The organism is Crocosphaera sp. (assembly GCF_030064895.1).
In the GTDB taxonomy this organism is placed as follows: domain Bacteria; phylum Cyanobacteriota; class Cyanobacteriia; order Cyanobacteriales; family Microcystaceae; genus Crocosphaera.
In genome coordinates this window covers 1-17,306 of record NZ_JASJEB010000041.1, presented here as the reverse complement: position 1 = coordinate 17,306, position 17,306 = coordinate 1, and the positions used below count along the sequence as shown (strand labels likewise).

Sequence of the window (17,306 nt, the reverse complement as noted above, 5' to 3'; positions counted from 1 at the left end):
ATCTGTTATATCTGACGGATAAGAACGTCTCTTCATAAAACTGTCATAAAAACTTATTCCATAGTTTTATAACCACAAATCTGTGCCGCCTAATTTCTTTATCTTTTCTTTACAAACAGTCTCTTAATAACTGATAACTGATAACTGGTAACTGATAACTAAAAAAATCTGATTTAATTTTATCTGCCCAAAGTCCAGGCTAAAAAGCGTTCAGTGTGGTATAGGATAAGCTGATTACTAACTCCAGAGAAAACTTCATCAAAAACATGTTCAGCCCAGGGAATTTCTAGCCAAACAGCAAGATTATTTTGAGCTTTCATTAGATCATACAGTTCTCGTCCAATTTTGGCTTGGACCAAATGATCACGGTGAGCATAAACCAGGAGAGAAGGAGGAAGCTTAGGTTTGATGTGATTAATAGGAGAAGCTTGTTCGTAAAGTGCCGAAAGTTCTTGTGGAGTACCTCCGAGAAAGTCCCGCAGGACAGCACGGGTATTGAGCGGATTTGGGAAAGGTGTGTTATGGTAACTTCGAGATAGATTGACCGGTCCGTAGTAATTAACGATCGCTTTAAAAGGGATATTATCTGATTGATAGCCAGCAAGCATGGCCAAATGAGCGCCGGCCGAGCGACCCATGATTGCTAAACGCTCAGTATCGACTTCTAATTCCTCTGCATGACTAATAATATAATTCAAGGCTGTTTGAACATCCTCAAGCTGACTGGGAAACCTATATTGAGGAGCATGACGGTAATCAATGGCTATAACTGAATAGCCTTGAGCAGCAAAATAACGGCTAAAAGATTCATTTTTGTCAGGAGTTCCCTGTCTCCAAGCACCACTATAGATGACAATCAAAGTCGGATATTTTCCCTTAGTCAGGGGTCGGTAAGTATTAAGTTTCAGTTCCTGCCCATCTGGACTGGCAAAAATAATGCCTCGTTGAATACGTACCTCTGGAAGGGGAATACCTCGGAAAACGTCTCCGAGGATAAATGATCGCGGACGCATTTGCCCTTGTTTTGCTGGAGAAATCTCATTTAGATAGTTAGCTCCGAGAGTGCTGGCCATTTCAGCCGCAAGCTTTTTTTCTGTACCTGGTAACTGGAACAGTGGGAGCAAACTCAAAAACAGAGCAAATAAGCTAAAAATAAGCCCAACCCACCAAAAACTCTTTGGTGAAAAATTAGTAATGATTAACGTTAGAGCGGACAAATTAACACATACTAGCCAAGGACTTATTTCTGGTGCTACTACTCCCAGAGGTAGGAGAAACAATGTAGGGGCTGGAACGATAATCCAGAGACTGAGAAAGAGTCCTGAGATACTGAGTAATAAGGCAATATTGAGAAGCATTTACCCCTAGACTTAATACATCTATTCTTTTTTACAATTGATATCCGATTGCTATATTTAGAGTAGCAGCAGTCGCTCAACCGATATAATTATTTTTTTGTATGACCAAATTAAATGAAACTGTCATTCTGATTACCGGAGCCGGGGGAGGGTTTGGGCAGGAACTTACCCGACAGTTACTGCAAGCAGGTAGCCGTCTTATCTTAGCAGACCTTGATAAGACTATTCTTGATCAAGTATCTGAGGGCATTAAGAAAGAAATAGGCACAGGAGAGATAATTGCCAGTTTCGGGGTAGATTTGGCTGAGGAAAATGGCTCCGGGACCCTTTATAATCAAGTCAAAGCACTAAATATACCCATAGATATTTTGATTAACAATGCTGGTATTGGTGTTTTTGGTCGTATGGATGAAGTTCCCTCGACTAAGTGGGAGCAGTTGATGCAGGTGAATTTACTAGCACCAATGCGCTTGAGTTATCTATTTGTCCCTGATATGATTGCTCGTAAAAAAGGGCATATTGTCAATATCTCCTCTCTAGCCGGCTGGTTAGCCGCAGGAGGAATGACTCACTACGCCGCCAGTAAATTTGGTTTACGGGGTTTTAGTGAAGGACTGGCCAAAGAACTAAAGCCATATAACGTAAAAGTTACTGCTGTCTATCCTTTTTTTAGTCGGACTCCAATTTTGAAGTCGCCACAATATGGAACTCTTGCCGGAGATAATGGCGGTTTTCCCGAACGATTCGCCACAGACCCGGCTCTGGTCATGGGGAGAACAATTCAGGCTATCTTACGGGATAAACCCTCTGTATTTCCTGATGCAGCAGGAAAAGGTTTCTATATCCTAGACAGATATTTTCCCCAGTTATTAAACTGGATTATTTATAACTTTTCAAAATGACAGAATATTTCGATGTTGTGATTGTTGGAGCCGGACTCTCTGGTATCGGCGCAGCTTACCATCTTCAAACCAAATGCCCTAATAAAAGCTACGTCATTCTCGAAGGCAGAGAATCTATGGGGGGAACCTGGGATCTTTTCCGTTATCCAGGTATTCGCTCCGATAGCGATATGTATACCCTGGGGTATAACTTCAAACCTTGGCGCGAAGCTAAATCCATCGCAGATGGACCGTCTATACTCAAATATGTACAAGAAACGGCCGCTGACAACTCCATAGACAAACACATCCGCTATAATCACCGCGTGAAACAAGCGAGTTGGTCTAGTGAAGTTGCTGCTTGGACAATTGAGGTCGAAGGCAAAGATAATAGTTCTACTACCTACCTTAGCTGCAATTTCCTTCTCATGTGTTCTGGCTACTACAGCTATGAGAAGGGTTATACTCCCGAATTTAAGGGTTACAATCGTTTTCAAGGGCAGATAATTCATCCACAGGAATGGCCCCATGACCTCGACTATCAGGACAAAAAAGTGGTAGTTATTGGCTCGGGAGCAACTGCAATCACCCTGGTGCCAGAAATAGCTAAAAAAGCAGACCATGTGGTGATGCTGCAACGCTCACCGACTTATGTTGTCTCGCGCTCCGATACTGATAAGACTGCTAATTTGCTGCGCAAGCTCTTGCCTGAAAAGATAGCTTACGCCATCAACCGTTGGAAGTACACCGCATTTCAACAATTTTTTTATCGTCGTATGCGCACTGAACCCGAGAAGGCCAAGGAGATGTTACTTGATATGGTGCGTCAGGAACTGGGTCCGGACTATGACATTGACACTAATTTTACCCCAGACTACAATCCCTGGGACCAGCGTCTTTGCCTTGTGCCTAATAGTGACCTATTTCGAGTCCTCAAGTCCGGGCAAGCTTCTGTCGTCACGGCTCAAATTGACAGTTTTACTGAGAAGGGCATACTTCTGAAATCAGGAGAAGAACTGAAGGCTGACATAATTGTTACAGCAACCGGTCTTAATATCCTCTTGCTGGGTGGGGTGAAATTCATCGTTGATAATCAGCCTATGGAATTCTCGAAAACCTATACTTACAAGGGTTTGATGTATTCCGGTGTCCCCAATCTGGGGTCAATATTCGGATATGTTAACGCTTCTTGGACGCTGCGGGCTGATCTGATGGCTGAATATGTTTGTCGGGTAATCAATCACATGGATAAAAAGGGGTTTCGTCAGTGTACACCCTGCCTACGTAATGAAGACCAGAATATGGAAACCAGGTCTTTGATCGACAATTTCTCTCCTGGTTATCTACAACGAGTGATGCACTTGTTACCCAAACAAGGCGATCGCGAACCCTGGCTCAATTCCCAGAACTACCAACGGGACAAGAAAATTTTTCGTTATGGGGCGATCGAAGATGGGGTACTGCGTTTCAGCAATCCTATTAACTGATTATTTCTTAGAAAGAAAAAATTTGATTATGATAACAGAAAAAAAACATGACTACTTCTACTAAATTTTGGGACAAAATCGCCGATAAATATTCAAAACAACCCATTGCTGATGAGGTATCTTACCAGAAAAAATTAACAGTTACCCAAGAATACTTTAACCCTGATATGGAAGTATTAGAGTTTGGCTGTGGTACTGGAGGAACTGCTATCATTCATGCACCTTTTGTTAAACATATTCGGGCAATAGATATCTCAGAGAAAATGATATCTATTGCCCAAAGTAAAGCAGAAACAAAAAAAATTAATAATATTACCTTTGAACAATTAACTATCGAAGAATTAAAAGCAGAAAATAACACTTATGATGCAGTTTTAGGACTTAGTATTTTACATTTACTAGAAGATAAAGAAGGTGCGATCGCTAAAGTCTATTCTCTTCTTAAACCAGAGGGGATTTTTGTTACCAGTACCACTTGTATGGGAGATTTTATGGGTTGGTTTAAACTAATTGGACCCATTGGGAAGATTTTAGGATTCTTTCCTTTAGTTAAAGTCTTTAAAATAGATGAATTAATTAAAAGTTTAACAAATGCTGGTTTTAGGATTGATTATCAATGGCAACCAAGTAAAGATAAAGCAATATTTATAGTGGCTAAAAAGTAATAATGTAGGGTGGGCAATGCCCACCTTACTAATATACTACTATTTATTTTATTCCTTTTCTTGATTCACTTCGGTGTCATTTTCTTCAGTTTTTTCTTCAATATTTTCTCCTTTTTCTTTGGCTTTATGTTCTTCTATAAGCTCCACCACTTTTTGACGAATTTGTTGATGTCTTTCCACTCCTTCATAGGCGAAACGGTTAAAATTATTTCTGACAATTTCTGCTTCAATATATTTCACGCGATCGCTGGTATCAGGGTGAGTAGATAACCAAGCAGGAGGACTATTTTGCTGTTCATCTTCTATCAGTGCCATCAGGTTGCGAAGTCCATCAGCAGCGTATCCAGTAGCAGCGAGTAACCTGGTACCAAATAAGTCTGCTTGTTCCTCCATACCGCGACTATAGCTTAAAATAGCTAAATTACTAGCTATTCCTCCCACATAAGGGATATAATCAACTACACTGGTAGTTAAAGCTCCTTGAGTCATTTGCTGAAAACCATGAGAAAGAACGGAATGGGCTAATTCATGGGCTAATAACCCTGCTATTTCTGCTTCTGAGGTAGTTTTGGCGATCGCCCCGGCATTGATAAATATTTTTCCTCCTGGTAAAGCAAAGGCGTTAATATTTTCATCCATCACCACGTAAAACTCATATTCAAATTCATCTCTTCCGGCAACTTTAGCTAATTTTTGGCCAATTTCATTAATATATCCTGTTACTTCGGGATCTTCAATCAAGGTGAGACGATTTTTAAATCCTTCGGCATAACTTTCCCCAATAGCTGATTCTCCTTGTAATAAAAGATAGCTGGTTTGTATGGTAGAAAGTGGAGCAAAAACGTTCCCCATCAAGGCAGCCCCAATACCACCCATGATAGCATTTCCTACCAGATTCCATGTCATTTGTTCTTGGAGTTTCCCTTGATAACGATCCAAATTTTTATCTGCTAATTCTTTAAATTCATCCCGTAAAAAATGATCTTGATTAAAAACAGCAAATTGACGGGCAGTTAAGGAAGCAGCTAACCAATTTTCTGCTTGTTCATCTGCTTCTATTTTAGCTTTGACTAATGGTGCTTGGTTGGGGTACAAAGTCACTGCATTTTTTAACACTTTTAAAGCTTCTTCATGGCGATCGTCTTCTCTTAAAAGTTCAGCATATTTGAGATGGCCAGGGATGAATTCTGGATAGTCTTGAGATAATAATTTCAACGGAGCAATTCGCTTACTTTCATAAACTTCACTCTCTTGTAAACTTTCTTGATACAGTCGCCAGTAAACCGCACCTCCTGGTAATAGATATTCTGCGTCATAAACCGCTTGAGCTACAATTTCTCTGTTTAACTCTTCTTCATTTCCAAAGGGTTCTTTTACCTCTCTATAGAATCTTTCTGCCAATAAAGTCTCACCACATCTATAAAAATGATCTGCTTTGGCTATAGTAGGATAATTCGTAATTTCAGCTTGAGAAATTGTTAACAATTTCTCTTCTTTTTCTTCCTCGCTTTCAATATTTTCTTCTTCAATATTAGCTTGGTTTTCTAAGGATAATGCCGCAGCATTGTTTTTAGGTTCTTCTGTAGAATTTTCAGCAACTTTTACAGGAGGCATGAGGGGATGTTGTACTTGAGGAGGTGCGCTATTACAACTATCATCGGTTCCATTTATTATCTTATTCTCAGTTATTTCTGCTTGATTAGATTGTTCTTTTTCTGCAGTTGGAACAGACTGATTTTGCTCAGAAGTTCTGTTATCAATTTCTTGTGATGTATTGTTAGATAAATCAGCAATCTCAAAAGATTTATTATTTCTAGGAATATTCTCTATTTGAATAGTTCCTTTTAAAAAGGATATTGACTTGTTCTCTATTTCTTGGGATAAAGCAAGGTTAGGTGCTAGTAAACTAACGAAAATAATCGATAAATACCAGTAAATTTTCATCTTTATAGCTTTGTTAACAACATATATTCTTTCTATGTTATAAACTATTTTATCTATGATTACTACTTTTAGAATAATTTTAGATTTTAGGTCATCAGTATTCTTGGTTCAGTTATGACAGAATTAATTATAAAAGATGGTCGGTATAAAATAATATGAATTGGAATAAGACCTTTTTGAGCTATTTTACAACCATTATGGATTATCACCTCATCAGTTTTTTATTTTCTCAATATCTCAGTCCCCTACTCTATATTAATCAGTAATGATATTCATCTCTTTTTCGGAACAAGATTGTTTAAACTAGAGAAGGAAATCAATAAATCGACCAACTTTATCCAGTAGCCAAACTCATTAGGACATTTAATGCTAAGACTTGAAAGAATCAGTAAAATTTACCCTAACGCCGAAGTACTAAAAGATGTCACTTGGGAAGTCAATCCAGGAGAGCGTATAGGTTTAGTCGGGGCAAATGGTGCCGGAAAATCTACTCAACTAAAAATTATTAAAGGAGAAATTGAACCGACATCAGGGGAGGTGATTCGTCCTGCTAGTCTTAAAATTGGTTATTTGACCCAAGAGTTTGAAGTCGAACCCAGTCGTAGCGTTAATCAAGAGTTTTGGACTGTATTTTCTGAAGCTAATTTTATACAAGATGAATTAGCTAAAGTGACTGAAGAAATGGAAACAGCAGAGCCAGATTACTTAGATGAGTTAATTCATAAGTTAGATAATTTACAGCGAAAGTTTGAAGCTTTAGATGGTTATGTTCTAGAAGCTGAGATCGCTAAAATTTTACCAGAAATGGGATTTGAATTAGAAGATAGTGAGCGTTTAGTTAGTGATTTTAGTTGTGGCTGGCAAATGCGCATGAGTTTAGGCAAAATTCTCCTTCAAGAGCCAGATTTATTACTGTTAGATGAACCAACAAACCACTTAGACTATGAAACTGTTGATTGGTTAGAGGCTTATCTAAAGGGTCTAAATATTCCTATGGTAATTGTCTCTCATGAACGGGAATTTTTGAATAAAATATGCACAAAAATTGTCGAGACAGAACGAGGCATTTCTACGACTTATATTGGCAATTATTCTGACTATATTCAACAAAAAACCTTAAGCCGTGAGATTCAAGAGAATACTTATCAACGGCAACAAAAAGAAATTGACAAACAACAAGCTTTTATCGACCGTTTCCGTGCTAGTGCAACCCGTAGTACCCAAGCAAAAAGTAGGGAAAAACAACTAGAATCTATGGAAAAAGTAGAAGCTCCAATTGCAGAATTAAAAACAGTTGCATTTGAGTTTCCTCCTGCGCCTAAAAGTGGTAAAGATGTGGTTATTATTAAAGATTTAGTCCATACCTATGATGAACAAATCCTTTTCCTAGATGCTCACCTAAACGTAGAAAGAGGCGATCGCATTGCTTTTCTCGGCCCCAATGGAGCAGGAAAATCTACTTTACTTCGTTTGATTATGGGTATGGAAAAACCTAGCGATGGTATTGTTAGTTTGGGTAAACATAATGTCATTCCAGGATATTTTGAACAAAATCAAGCAGAAGCTTTAGACTTAACTAAAACTGTCATGAATACCATTCATGATGAAGTACCCGATTGGAAAAATGTTGAAGTCAGAAGTCTTCTCGGCCGCTTTTTATTCAGTGGGGATACAGTATTTAAAACAGTTGAGGGTTTAAGTGGTGGAGAAAAAGCACGTCTTGCTTTAGTGAAAATGCTTTTACAACCAGCTAATTTACTGGTTCTAGATGAACCAACTAACCATTTAGATATCCCTGCAAAAGAAATGCTGGAACAAGCACTTTCTAAGTATGAGGGAACGGTTTTATTAGTATCTCATGATCGCTATTTTATCTCACAAGTAGCTAATAAAATTGTTGAACTACATGACGGAGAATTAATAGTCTATCCAGGTAATTATTACTACTATTTAGAGAAGAAAGAAGAAGAAAGATTAAAAGCAGAACGAGCAAAAATAAAAGCTGAAAAAGAAGCCAAAGCTGCTGCAAAGCGAGCTAAACAAAGAGAAAAGCAGAAAGCTAAGAAGAAAAAGTAACCAGTTAATACCTGATCTCGTTCCTGTGGTATTCATCCTCATTCCGAGGAACGAGGAATCTTACTATTATTCACGAAAAATCTTAACCAAGAAAACAGGATTTAAAGGAGCTAAACGGTTTAGATTAGCAATAGAAAGAGAACGAGATATGTTAATGTTTAATATTTGATAATTCCAGCTATTTTTCTTAATCCAATTTAAACTAATTCCTAAATTTTCTAGAGTTGCTAAAGCAATAATAATCATACCATCTTGGTGTAATTTCTCTTGACAAATAGCTAAAATATCAATTAAATTGCCTCCACTTCCTCCGATAAAAATTCTATTGGGATTAGGTAATGTCTGTAACTTACTAGGTGCTTGTGCTTGAATAGATGTTATATTATTAACTTTAAATCTCTGACTATTTTTGTTAATTAAATTAATGCCCATCGCTGTTTTTTCAATAGCATAAATTCGAGAATTAGGGCATAAACGGGCAATTTCAATGGAAACAGAGCCAGTTCCTGCGCCAATATCCCAGACAATTTGTGGTGATTTTAAACTTAATTCCCCTAAAATGATCATCCTAACTTCTTTTTTTGTCATAAGTCCAGGACGATCTTTAAAACTCAAAAAATACCGATCTTCAATACCAAAAATTGGTAAAGTTTCAAACTCTTTTTGACTTAAATTAATATCTTTCTTACGTAAAAGAATAACAATATTTAGGGGAGAAAACTGATAATTAGTAATATTTGCTAAAATTTGAGGAGTAAAACAATTAACTTTTTCATCGATATTTCCTAAATTTTCACACACCCAAATATCATAATTAATCGGGATTTTTAAACTCAAAAAAAGTTTAGCGATCGCCTGGGGATTATTTTTACTATCTGTGAGAACAGCAATTTTCTCTTTGCCCTGTTGTAAGCTAGAAATTAGCTCATCTAAATGACGACCATGACCACTAATAATTTTAGCATCATGCCAAGGTATTTTGACCCGACTAAAACCTAATTGTACAGAACTAATATGAGGATAAAATTCTAATTCTTTAACATCAAACTGTTCTAATAATAATCTTCCTAAACCAAAAAATAAAGGATCACCGCTTACTAAAACAACAATAGATTCATAATCATTTTTTATTTCTTTAAGAGTTTTAATATCCTCAAAAAAATCACTAATAAGCATCTTATTCCCGAGATAATCAGGAAAATAACTTAAATGGCGATTGCTACCCATTAAAAAGTTCGCCTGCTCAACAATTGTCTGAATTTTTGTTGTCAAACTTTCTCTTCCATTTAAACCAATTCCTACAACTTTAATCATAAACTCATGAGACTAATACTAGGAAGCTTTTGGAGAATTTGTCGTTTCCTGAACAGTAGAATTAGGTTTCATTCCAGTATTACGAACATTGACGATCTTGCCAAGTATATCAAACCAGAATGATGCCCCCATCGAAATAGCAACTGCACTCACTATCAAACCCAAAAATACCTTGAATGCTTTAATAATTATCACTAAAGTACTCGGAGATGTGAGCGAATTTTCCGAATTTTTATCACACAAAAAGGGAATACTCGTGCCAGTTTGTTCTTCAAAATTAACACAACTCCAACCGATGGGGAGAGAAAGTTCTTCTAAATTCTGCTGTGTTGTAGTTTTTATGCAATCAAAACTATCATCACTCTGACAACTTTTTTCTAATGCTACCGCACTACTAACAAGAGCATCTCTTAAAATACTGTCCGTTGATAGTCTACTAATCATGTGAAAACTATCTGCATTAGCTAAAACAGCAATGCAAAAACTGATAATTAAAGCTAATCCTTTTGAATTTCTTTTATAGACTCCCGATGCACGTTCCATAGAATTATTAAACCAATTTTCAATTTCTTGGGAAAGTCTTTCTATATCTTGTTGTTTATTTTCTATTTTTGTTTGAGCGCGATGAGCAAGAGTCATCATACTATCTTTTAGAGTTTTAGGAAGTTTATCTAAAATGTATTCTATTTCTTTTTGTACTTGTTGACTTTCTGTCTTCTCATTCTTAAATAACTCATCAAATTTATGAAAAACATTTTTATATTCCCCTTTTGCATCACTGTCTGATTCTTCGAGTATTTTTCCTTTTTCTTGTGCAGTCAAATCTGGATCTAAAATTTTAGCAAGATAAACTAGGTTGAGCTTCATTTCTTGGCAAAGGATTTGAAAATTATTTTCCTCAAAAAATGTGCTTTCAATATTTTTCAATTTTTTTACCAAGATGCTATGTTCCCCAAAATCGTCATTATTCTGAAAAATTACAATTAATTCATTTAGTTTATTCTTAATTCTTAATAAACTAATTTCTAGTGTGTATTTTTTATTATAAAAATCATTATATATTTCGATTATATCTTTCGTAAAGTTGTCATGATTTTCTTTTTCAATACCTTCAATTTCACTGAGTTTTATTACGAATCTTTTGAGAAAACCTTTAAACTTATTACAACTAATATGATGAGTTAGTCTCGGAATACCTAAAACTTCTAATAAAGTAGTAGCAAATGTATCGTTAGGAATATAAGATGGTAATGCAGCATTATCTAATAGTTCTTTTCTGATTTTTATTAATTCATTTCTAGTATTTTTATCGCTTTTAGAAATTAAGAACTCAATGACCTTTTCCTTCAATTTCAATTTAGTTAAATCTATTGAATCTTTTTCATTTTTGGGATCGTTAACTATTATTTCTATTTCTTTTTTAAATTTAATAAAATCAATTTTTTGTTTTTTATATTTTTTTTCTATCTCATTATTGAGATATCTTAAATATTTTTGGAAATTCTCTTCATTTTCATTTTCTATGGGAGTATTCCATTGTTGTAAAAGCATTACCAAAAGTAATGATAAACCAAAGGTTTCAGCACCTCTTAAAAAAGCTAAAGTACAAAATTGGGATGCTCCCTTTTGTATATTCATTTTTTGATACTCTTCAAACCCCATTAAACTAATTTTACTTTTCTTATTTATTTCTTTTATTTTCTTTTCTAATCGTTTTAAATCTTCTATATAATCATTTCTTTCAGTATCATTAGATACTTGTGTTGTGACATCTTTCGACTGTGTTAAATTAATTTTATTCTTTTTGCCTATTTCTTCTATCTCATTTTTCAAATCTTCTAAATTGATGATTTGTTTTATTTTTCCTATTTTAACAATTTCTGATATTAATTTTTCTTGAAGTTTAGTAGGGGTATCAATATTTCTTGATTTTATTGCTTTCAACCATAGATGTGATATTGTCCCTTGACCTTGATGGTTTAAATTTTTTATCAAAGGATTATTATATAATTCATCGATTAATTGCTTAGTTTGTTTGATTTCATCAACACTATCTATATCACTACCAATTAAAAGATACTGAATAGATGTTTTCAAATGCTTAGCTCTCAATTGCCAAAGTGTATTAACAATCTCTTGAATTTCTGATGCAACTAAACTTAAACTTATATAAACGAAAACTAAACCAATAGCAATATCTAGTACAAGAGGGAGATTCAGCATTTTCGATTTCCTCTAATTTTGAAATAAGTATTAATATAATTAAGGGTATTTATCCTTATTAAACAGAACAAAATACTTACGTCATATAATAATCATATCTAGGAAAAATATTAGCATTTTTAAAAAATATTTAAGCTTTAAGCCTTACCTTCCCAGGCTAAAACAAGTAGAGCATTAACAATGGCAGCAGCCACAGAGGAGCCTCCTTTTCTTCCATCTACAAGAATGTGAGGTACATAAATTTCTGCTAACATTTTTTTTGATTCTAATACAGAAACAAACCCTACAGGTACTCCAATAATTAAACTAGGCTTAAGTTTTTTTTCTTGAATTTGTTGACATAAAGCAACTAAAGCAGTAGGAGCATTTCCAATAACATAAATTCCCTGAGGATATTGTTGATAACATTCTAATAAACCTGTTTCAGTTCTAGTTTTTCCAGGAAGGGCATAAGGAGTATTTTCTATAGCTGTAATAATGGGGTTTTTAAATGTTTTAGAAACTAAGTTAATAATGCCCTGTTTTACCATTGTTACGTCGGTAATAATAGGAGTTCTACTACTTAGAAAATTAATACCATTATCAATGGATTTAGGACTAAATCTAAGTAAATCAAGAAACTCAAAATCAGCCGTAGAATGAATAACTCTACGAACTATTTGATATTCTAATAAACTCAAATTATGTGAACCAATTTCCTCATCAATAATTTTGAAACTTTCTTCAATGATAGGGTGATTTAAAGAAAATTTTTTCTGCATGAAATACCTCATGAAAACTATACACTTACCAGGAAAAATGAATTTTGTATACCATTGTATGCAAAATTTTATAAGCTTATAATATAATAAGCAAAAGATAATATTTAGTCCATATAGATATTATATCTTAATTATACTATTTCCTCACTCTTGAGTAACCTGAAAACAGTCAATGAAACAACATTATTTAATTCTATTACCTTTCATTATTTTATTATTAGGAGGTTCTAATGCACCTATTTTACATTCTTTTGACATAAAAACACTTTCTGGGAATATTCATTTGACCTTAAAGCACGGCGTTTGGAAATTATGGGAAGAAAAACCGGTCTATCAAAATATAACCTTAGATTTGGTGTGTCATCAAGGTGAATGTGAACCCGAAGTTTGGGGATACGCTAAAAAATTTAATAAAGATGTTGATCATCAAGGAAAACTAGAAATAAATAACTTAGAACAATTAAGTATTCAAGGAATTAGCACTAAAAAATATCATCGATCATGGGAATTAAAAATTACCATGAATATTCAATCTCATCCTTGGAGTACAGAAATTTTACCAGCAGTTTACAAAATCAACTTAATTCCTTATAAAAATCAAATTATCGGCAGTTATCAAGGAAAGTATAAACAAAAAAGATTACAAGGTAGTGTTACTACTAAAACAACAAAACCTTGGCCAGTTAGTATTAGTGACCATTTAGCTATATCTCCTCAAGAGCATCCTCGTCTTGTCTTCCGAAAACAGCAATTATCATCTCTAAAAGAAGCAACTAAAACTCCAGAAGGACAGGCAATTCTAAAACAATTAGAAACAACCTTAAAAAAACCTATTTATTATGATGGATATGTACCAACTAGTGGCTATCATGCTTCTGGATATTGCTTTTTGGCTTTAATTAATAATGATAAGAAGTTAGCGAATAGGGGATGGAAAATTGTAGAAAAATCAATGAAAAATCCCGGTAGAAGATTATTAGAACATTCTCCTATTGTTGCAGGTGTTGCTTTAGCTTATGACTTCTGTTATTCTCTTTGGGATAAAAACAAAATAAAGACCGTGACTAATTGGTTAGCGGCACAAACTAAACAATTAGTAAAAGGCGATTCTCCTCGTAATAATTGGAATAGTAATGCCGGTAGTAACTGGAATGCAAGAGCAAGAGGAGCAGCAGGATTAGCTGCTTTAGCTATTTTAAATGAGCCTGGTATATCTAATGATGAAATCTATCATTTCATGAAAACAGCAGAACGCAATGTTAAACGATATTTAACCACTGCAATAGGTGATCGTGGTTTTGGTAGTGAAGGTGATCATTACACGACTGAACCTCTATTTTTAACTATATTCCCTTTCTTACAAGCCTATAGTAATGTAATAGGAAAAGACTTAGTTAAAGGTTCTCGTGTCCAGTGGATTTTACCTCACTATATTATGCGTATGATTCCTGACAATAACCAGTTAAATGTTACAACTTATGGACGACATCGCTACTACGCAGGTTCGTCTCTTTTTGCTACAGGTTTAGTGACTCTTCCTGAAGATTTGTTACCAGCAATTCTCCCTATTTTTGAAAAAAATTTAGGACTTAAGGGTGATCAGAGTTTTGGGGTTAATCTACCTCATTATGCTCCTTTTATATTAACTTTTTATGCTGACAACCATAACCATAATACACAAAATCCTGTTGAGCTATTTGATTACAATTTTGTTGATCAGCAAAAAGGATTTTATAATTTCAGAAATCAATGGAAAAATCAAGATGATTTTGTGGCAAATATTTTCTTAAAAAAAGAGTTGATTCGTGGTACTTGGCACTATCCTGATGTTGGAAGTTTTCGCATTTCTGGGTTAGGAGAAACTTGGGCAAAAGCTGGAAAATCTACTAATAGCTGGGAAGAGGAAAATGTCGTTATTTTACCAAAAATTTCTCCTTGGAAAACATCTAAACCCCTCTTTTTCGTCTCCAATCCTGATGGTTCTGGAATTGTTACTCTACAAACAAATACAAATTGGCGTAAAAATAGTAAACCACCAGTAGGAATTGCAGGATTACGTTCTTTTGCTGTTGATTATAGTCAATCATCGGGAGTTCCCGGTTTATTCGTCTTAGTTGATCGCTTTATTGGCAATAATGAGGCTGAAGAATTCAAGGAAAAAGTCTGGATAATGCACACCGCAGGAGATGTCACAATTAAGGATAATGGTTTTATTATTGAAGGGAAAAATAAAGCAACTATGAAAGGAACATTTATTGTCCCTGAATCCGTTAAAATTACAACTGAAAAAACTGAGAAAGGTACGAAAATTATGGCCAAGGGAGGACAAGAATTTTTTGTGATTATGACAGTACAAAAAAAATCCTCTCCTTCATTAACAATTAGAGGATCGGGGATGGATTCAAAAGTGACCATAGGAGAACAGAATATATCTTTTGACCAAGATAGAATTAGGTTATCTACTATTAATCCTTAGTTATCTTTTGGTATTTAGATAACTCATTAAATTGGTCTTCAAAAATATAGATTTTCATGTTCTGATCATCTTTCACTGATAGTGATCGCTGAACTTGTCCTATATATAAAGGTAAGCTTTCACCGGACTCAGGATGAACCAAGGTTCTAACACGAATGGTTAATTTATTATCTATTCCCGAAGTTCTACCATAGGAAAAATAATCATTAGCTGCTTGTCTTAAAGTCGCTTCTAGTTCCGTTTCTGTAATGGAAGGTTCAACCACAATCACGACTTGATTACCCCCGTTATCATAAACACGGGAAAAACGAACTGCTCCAGGAATTTCTGTTCGTTCAAATAAACCTAATCCTAACCCAAATAATCCTACAGTTAGAACTATCATAAAACCCGTAATTCCTACTAATCGAAAACGAATTCCCCACTTAAAAATAAATCCAACAATGGTTAATAAGAAAAAGACTAAAGTGGCAAGAATAGACCATTGTGCATAAGTTGAAAAACCAAGGGATGTTAATGTTTCCATCAGTAGTGATTAATTAATTAGATCCCTAGTATTTTAGCTCAAATTAGGTGTTTATTTTGTTTCAATACCTAGAATATTCTCCCACTGGCCAGTCTTGACGAGGTGGAAACGATTGCTCAGAGTGTAGTATAGTTGCACCAGATTCTTGCGGCCTACTTAAACGCAACGCTGCACCAAACCCAACCCCCGCAGCAATAGCGATCGCATTAGTGATTAATAGAAATTCTAAGATGAACAACCAAGGACGAGAATTAGAAACTTTCATGAACACCTCAACACCAGATACACTATCGAGTCATCTTTTTGACCGATTACCGATTAGAGCTTAACAACAGACGTTCAATTTGCCAAGTTATTAAGAAACGATTAAGAAGGTAATTAGCATACTCAATGATAAATATAAGAATAATAAGTTTAGACTTTCTTCCCTAAATATTAACTAGACAAAAAATAATCGATTCCTTGAAAACCCTTATATGAAGAGGTCGCTTAGGTTTTTTCTTTGTTTTGAAATCTAAAGACAATAAAATAATTCTTAGAGTGTAGTTCCTGATACTAGGCAATTATAAAAAACTAGGTTAGTCTAGTGGATGATGAGTTTATCTTATCTTTTCATATAACTTAGATCAAATTATATCTTTCAGTGGAGGAATTAAAATCTTAAAAAAGTATTAAGGTTTTATAATGAGGAGTGTTATCAGGAGGAAAAGGCGTGTTTACTCGATTAGCTCAACAACATCGTGATTTTGTAAGGGACTTAGTAATGAACCTGCAAGCCTTAGCTATTGTCCTAGAAAATCGTGGTTATCTGGCTTCTTGCTACACCTGTGGTGGTGAAATGAATAGTGCTTCATTTATGGTCAGTTTGGGTAAAGATCATTTAATTAGGTTTTTAGTATCTGACTATGGTATTACCTGGACTGAAATGCGGGATGATCGCGAATTAATGAAATTAGAAGGGGCAGAAGCCATTAGTCAATTACAGGAATTAGCTAACTTAATAAAATATCAAGAAGAAAATGAAGTTTCCGAAATCATTGAGAATATAAATACTCAACAATTCCAAAATATGACTTAAATGTGGAGATTAAATCTAATTTAATCGTAAATAAAAGCATTGAATTATTGTATTTCTAAATCAACAGTCTTTATTCCACTGTTGATTTTCTTTTTTTAATGGCTACACAGATATTTCGAGAGTTGGTTTTTGAGAATACCACGAGTAGAACTGTGTAGGACCCTTACCTTATCAGGTTTGCCTAGCTTACAGCTATAACTAATTAAAAGCTTCGTCCAGATTGTAGTATTACCGAGGCTTCTGTCTTTCAACTGCTGCCTCCTTTTGATATTCCACCTCAAGGCCGGCAAACTACATCCCACCCAGAACTGAAGCACGTGATGCCCTATTTACAGAAACATCTAAAGATATTGACCATGGTCTAAAGCCTCTTCACTTAATATAGATGGACACTGGAAAAAAAATCTTGTTCAATTCCAGAACTGAGCCAGTAAGAATACTTAGTCATACTTAGTCTTCTGGACTTGATGATGGTTAATTCTAAAAAAAGTTTAATCTCTACAAGTCTTGTATGAAG

13 protein-coding genes are annotated in these 17,306 nt (G+C 34.9%); 6 read left to right on the top strand and 7 right to left on the bottom strand.

Going from position 1 to position 17,306, the window contains the following annotated elements; translation table 11 throughout:
* Positions 1-179: 179 nt before the first annotated feature.
* On the bottom strand, positions 180-1,073 hold the full coding sequence (locus QNJ66_RS11465) for an alpha/beta hydrolase (RefSeq protein ID WP_300506684.1): 894 nt from the start codon (positions 1,071-1,073) through the stop codon (positions 180-182).
* Between the two features lie 386 nt (positions 1,074-1,459).
* Here QNJ66_RS11465 and QNJ66_RS11460 point away from each other — a divergent pair, with 386 nt between their 5' ends.
* Genes QNJ66_RS11460 through QNJ66_RS11450 form a run of 3 tightly spaced genes read left to right on the top strand, consistent with a single transcriptional unit; the run spans position 1,460 to position 4,391 of the window.
* Positions 1,460-2,260, top strand: coding sequence for an SDR family NAD(P)-dependent oxidoreductase (locus QNJ66_RS11460; RefSeq protein ID WP_300506681.1), 801 nt, complete (start codon positions 1,460-1,462; stop codon positions 2,258-2,260).
* Positions 2,257-3,726, top strand: coding sequence for an NAD(P)/FAD-dependent oxidoreductase (locus QNJ66_RS11455; RefSeq protein ID WP_300506678.1), 1,470 nt, complete (start codon positions 2,257-2,259; stop codon positions 3,724-3,726). The genes QNJ66_RS11460 and QNJ66_RS11455 overlap by 4 nt, the downstream gene beginning before the upstream one ends.
* 47 nt (positions 3,727-3,773) lie before the next feature.
* On the top strand, positions 3,774-4,391 hold the full coding sequence (locus QNJ66_RS11450) for a class I SAM-dependent methyltransferase (protein WP_300506675.1): 618 nt from the start codon (positions 3,774-3,776) through the stop codon (positions 4,389-4,391).
* A 48-nt stretch (positions 4,392-4,439) separates the two neighbouring features.
* Here the strand turns inward: QNJ66_RS11450 and QNJ66_RS11445 are convergent, their stop codons facing one another.
* The gene (locus tag QNJ66_RS11445) at positions 4,440-6,335 is read right to left on the bottom strand and encodes a M48 family metallopeptidase (RefSeq protein WP_300506672.1); all 1,896 of its coding nucleotides are present in this window, start codon (positions 6,333-6,335) and stop codon (positions 4,440-4,442) included.
* Positions 6,336-6,701: 366 nt separating this feature from the next.
* Here QNJ66_RS11445 and QNJ66_RS11440 point away from each other — a divergent pair, with 366 nt between their 5' ends.
* Entirely contained in the window at positions 6,702-8,411 is a 1,710-nt protein-coding gene (locus QNJ66_RS11440; protein ID WP_300506669.1) for an ABC-F family ATP-binding cassette domain-containing protein, read from the top strand.
* A 66-nt stretch (positions 8,412-8,477) separates the two neighbouring features.
* On the opposite strand, the gene cbiE is transcribed toward QNJ66_RS11440, so the two are convergent.
* The 3 genes from cbiE to QNJ66_RS11425 form a co-directional block, all read right to left on the bottom strand.
* Positions 8,478-9,725, bottom strand: a complete 1,248-nt coding sequence (gene cbiE / locus QNJ66_RS11435; protein WP_300506667.1) for a precorrin-6y C5,15-methyltransferase (decarboxylating) subunit CbiE — start codon at positions 9,723-9,725, stop codon at positions 8,478-8,480.
* An 18-nt stretch (positions 9,726-9,743) separates the two neighbouring features.
* Complete coding sequence (locus QNJ66_RS11430; protein WP_300506665.1) at positions 9,744-11,948, bottom strand: hypothetical protein; 2,205 nt, start codon at positions 11,946-11,948, stop codon at positions 9,744-9,746.
* 137 nt (positions 11,949-12,085) lie between these two features.
* Positions 12,086-12,709, bottom strand: a complete 624-nt coding sequence (locus QNJ66_RS11425) for a cobalt-precorrin-8X methylmutase (RefSeq protein WP_300506663.1) — start codon at positions 12,707-12,709, stop codon at positions 12,086-12,088.
* 172 nt (positions 12,710-12,881) lie between these two features.
* Here QNJ66_RS11425 and QNJ66_RS11420 point away from each other — a divergent pair, with 172 nt between their 5' ends.
* Entirely contained in the window at positions 12,882-15,185 is a 2,304-nt protein-coding gene (locus tag QNJ66_RS11420) for a hypothetical protein (protein ID WP_300506660.1), read from the top strand.
* On the opposite strand, the gene QNJ66_RS11415 is transcribed toward QNJ66_RS11420, so the two are convergent.
* Positions 15,175-15,711 carry a Ycf51 family protein gene (locus QNJ66_RS11415; protein WP_300506658.1) on the bottom strand — a complete coding sequence of 179 codons (537 nt, stop codon included), beginning with the start codon at positions 15,709-15,711 and terminating at the stop codon, positions 15,175-15,177. The two genes, QNJ66_RS11420 and QNJ66_RS11415, sit on opposite strands and share 11 nt — an antisense overlap.
* A gap of 61 nt (positions 15,712-15,772) precedes the next feature.
* The gene (locus tag QNJ66_RS11410; RefSeq protein WP_300506655.1) at positions 15,773-15,976 is read right to left on the bottom strand and encodes a hypothetical protein; all 204 of its coding nucleotides are present in this window, start codon (positions 15,974-15,976) and stop codon (positions 15,773-15,775) included.
* A gap of 447 nt (positions 15,977-16,423) precedes the next feature.
* Here QNJ66_RS11410 and QNJ66_RS11405 point away from each other — a divergent pair, with 447 nt between their 5' ends.
* A complete protein-coding gene (locus tag QNJ66_RS11405; protein ID WP_300506652.1) occupies positions 16,424-16,789 on the top strand; it encodes a DUF1815 family protein in 366 nt (121 codons plus the stop codon).
* Positions 16,790-17,306: the final 517 nt, after the last annotated feature.

Bases quoted from the DNA above. Each gene is read 5' to 3' on its own strand.
- QNJ66_RS11465 (WP_300506684.1), bottom strand. From the start codon at position 1,073: ATGGCCAGCACTCTCGGAGCTAACTATCTAAATGAGATTTCTCCAGCA.
- QNJ66_RS11460 (WP_300506681.1), top strand. From the start codon at position 1,460: ATGACCAAATTAAATGAAACTGTCATTCTGATTACCGGAGCCGGGGGA.
- QNJ66_RS11455 (WP_300506678.1), top strand. From the start codon at position 2,257: ATGACAGAATATTTCGATGTTGTGATTGTTGGAGCCGGACTCTCTGGT.
- QNJ66_RS11450 (WP_300506675.1), top strand. From the start codon at position 3,774: ATGACTACTTCTACTAAATTTTGGGACAAAATCGCCGATAAATATTCA.
- QNJ66_RS11445 (WP_300506672.1), bottom strand. From the start codon at position 6,335: ATGAAAATTTACTGGTATTTATCGATTATTTTCGTTAGTTTACTAGCA.
- QNJ66_RS11440 (WP_300506669.1), top strand. From the start codon at position 6,702: ATGCTAAGACTTGAAAGAATCAGTAAAATTTACCCTAACGCCGAAGTA.
- cbiE (WP_300506667.1), bottom strand. From the start codon at position 9,725: ATGATTAAAGTTGTAGGAATTGGTTTAAATGGAAGAGAAAGTTTGACA.
- QNJ66_RS11430 (WP_300506665.1), bottom strand. From the start codon at position 11,948: ATGCTGAATCTCCCTCTTGTACTAGATATTGCTATTGGTTTAGTTTTC.
- QNJ66_RS11425 (WP_300506663.1), bottom strand. From the start codon at position 12,709: ATGCAGAAAAAATTTTCTTTAAATCACCCTATCATTGAAGAAAGTTTC.
- QNJ66_RS11420 (WP_300506660.1), top strand. From the start codon at position 12,882: ATGAAACAACATTATTTAATTCTATTACCTTTCATTATTTTATTATTA.
- QNJ66_RS11415 (WP_300506658.1), bottom strand. From the start codon at position 15,711: ATGGAAACATTAACATCCCTTGGTTTTTCAACTTATGCACAATGGTCT.
- QNJ66_RS11410 (WP_300506655.1), bottom strand. From the start codon at position 15,976: ATGAAAGTTTCTAATTCTCGTCCTTGGTTGTTCATCTTAGAATTTCTA.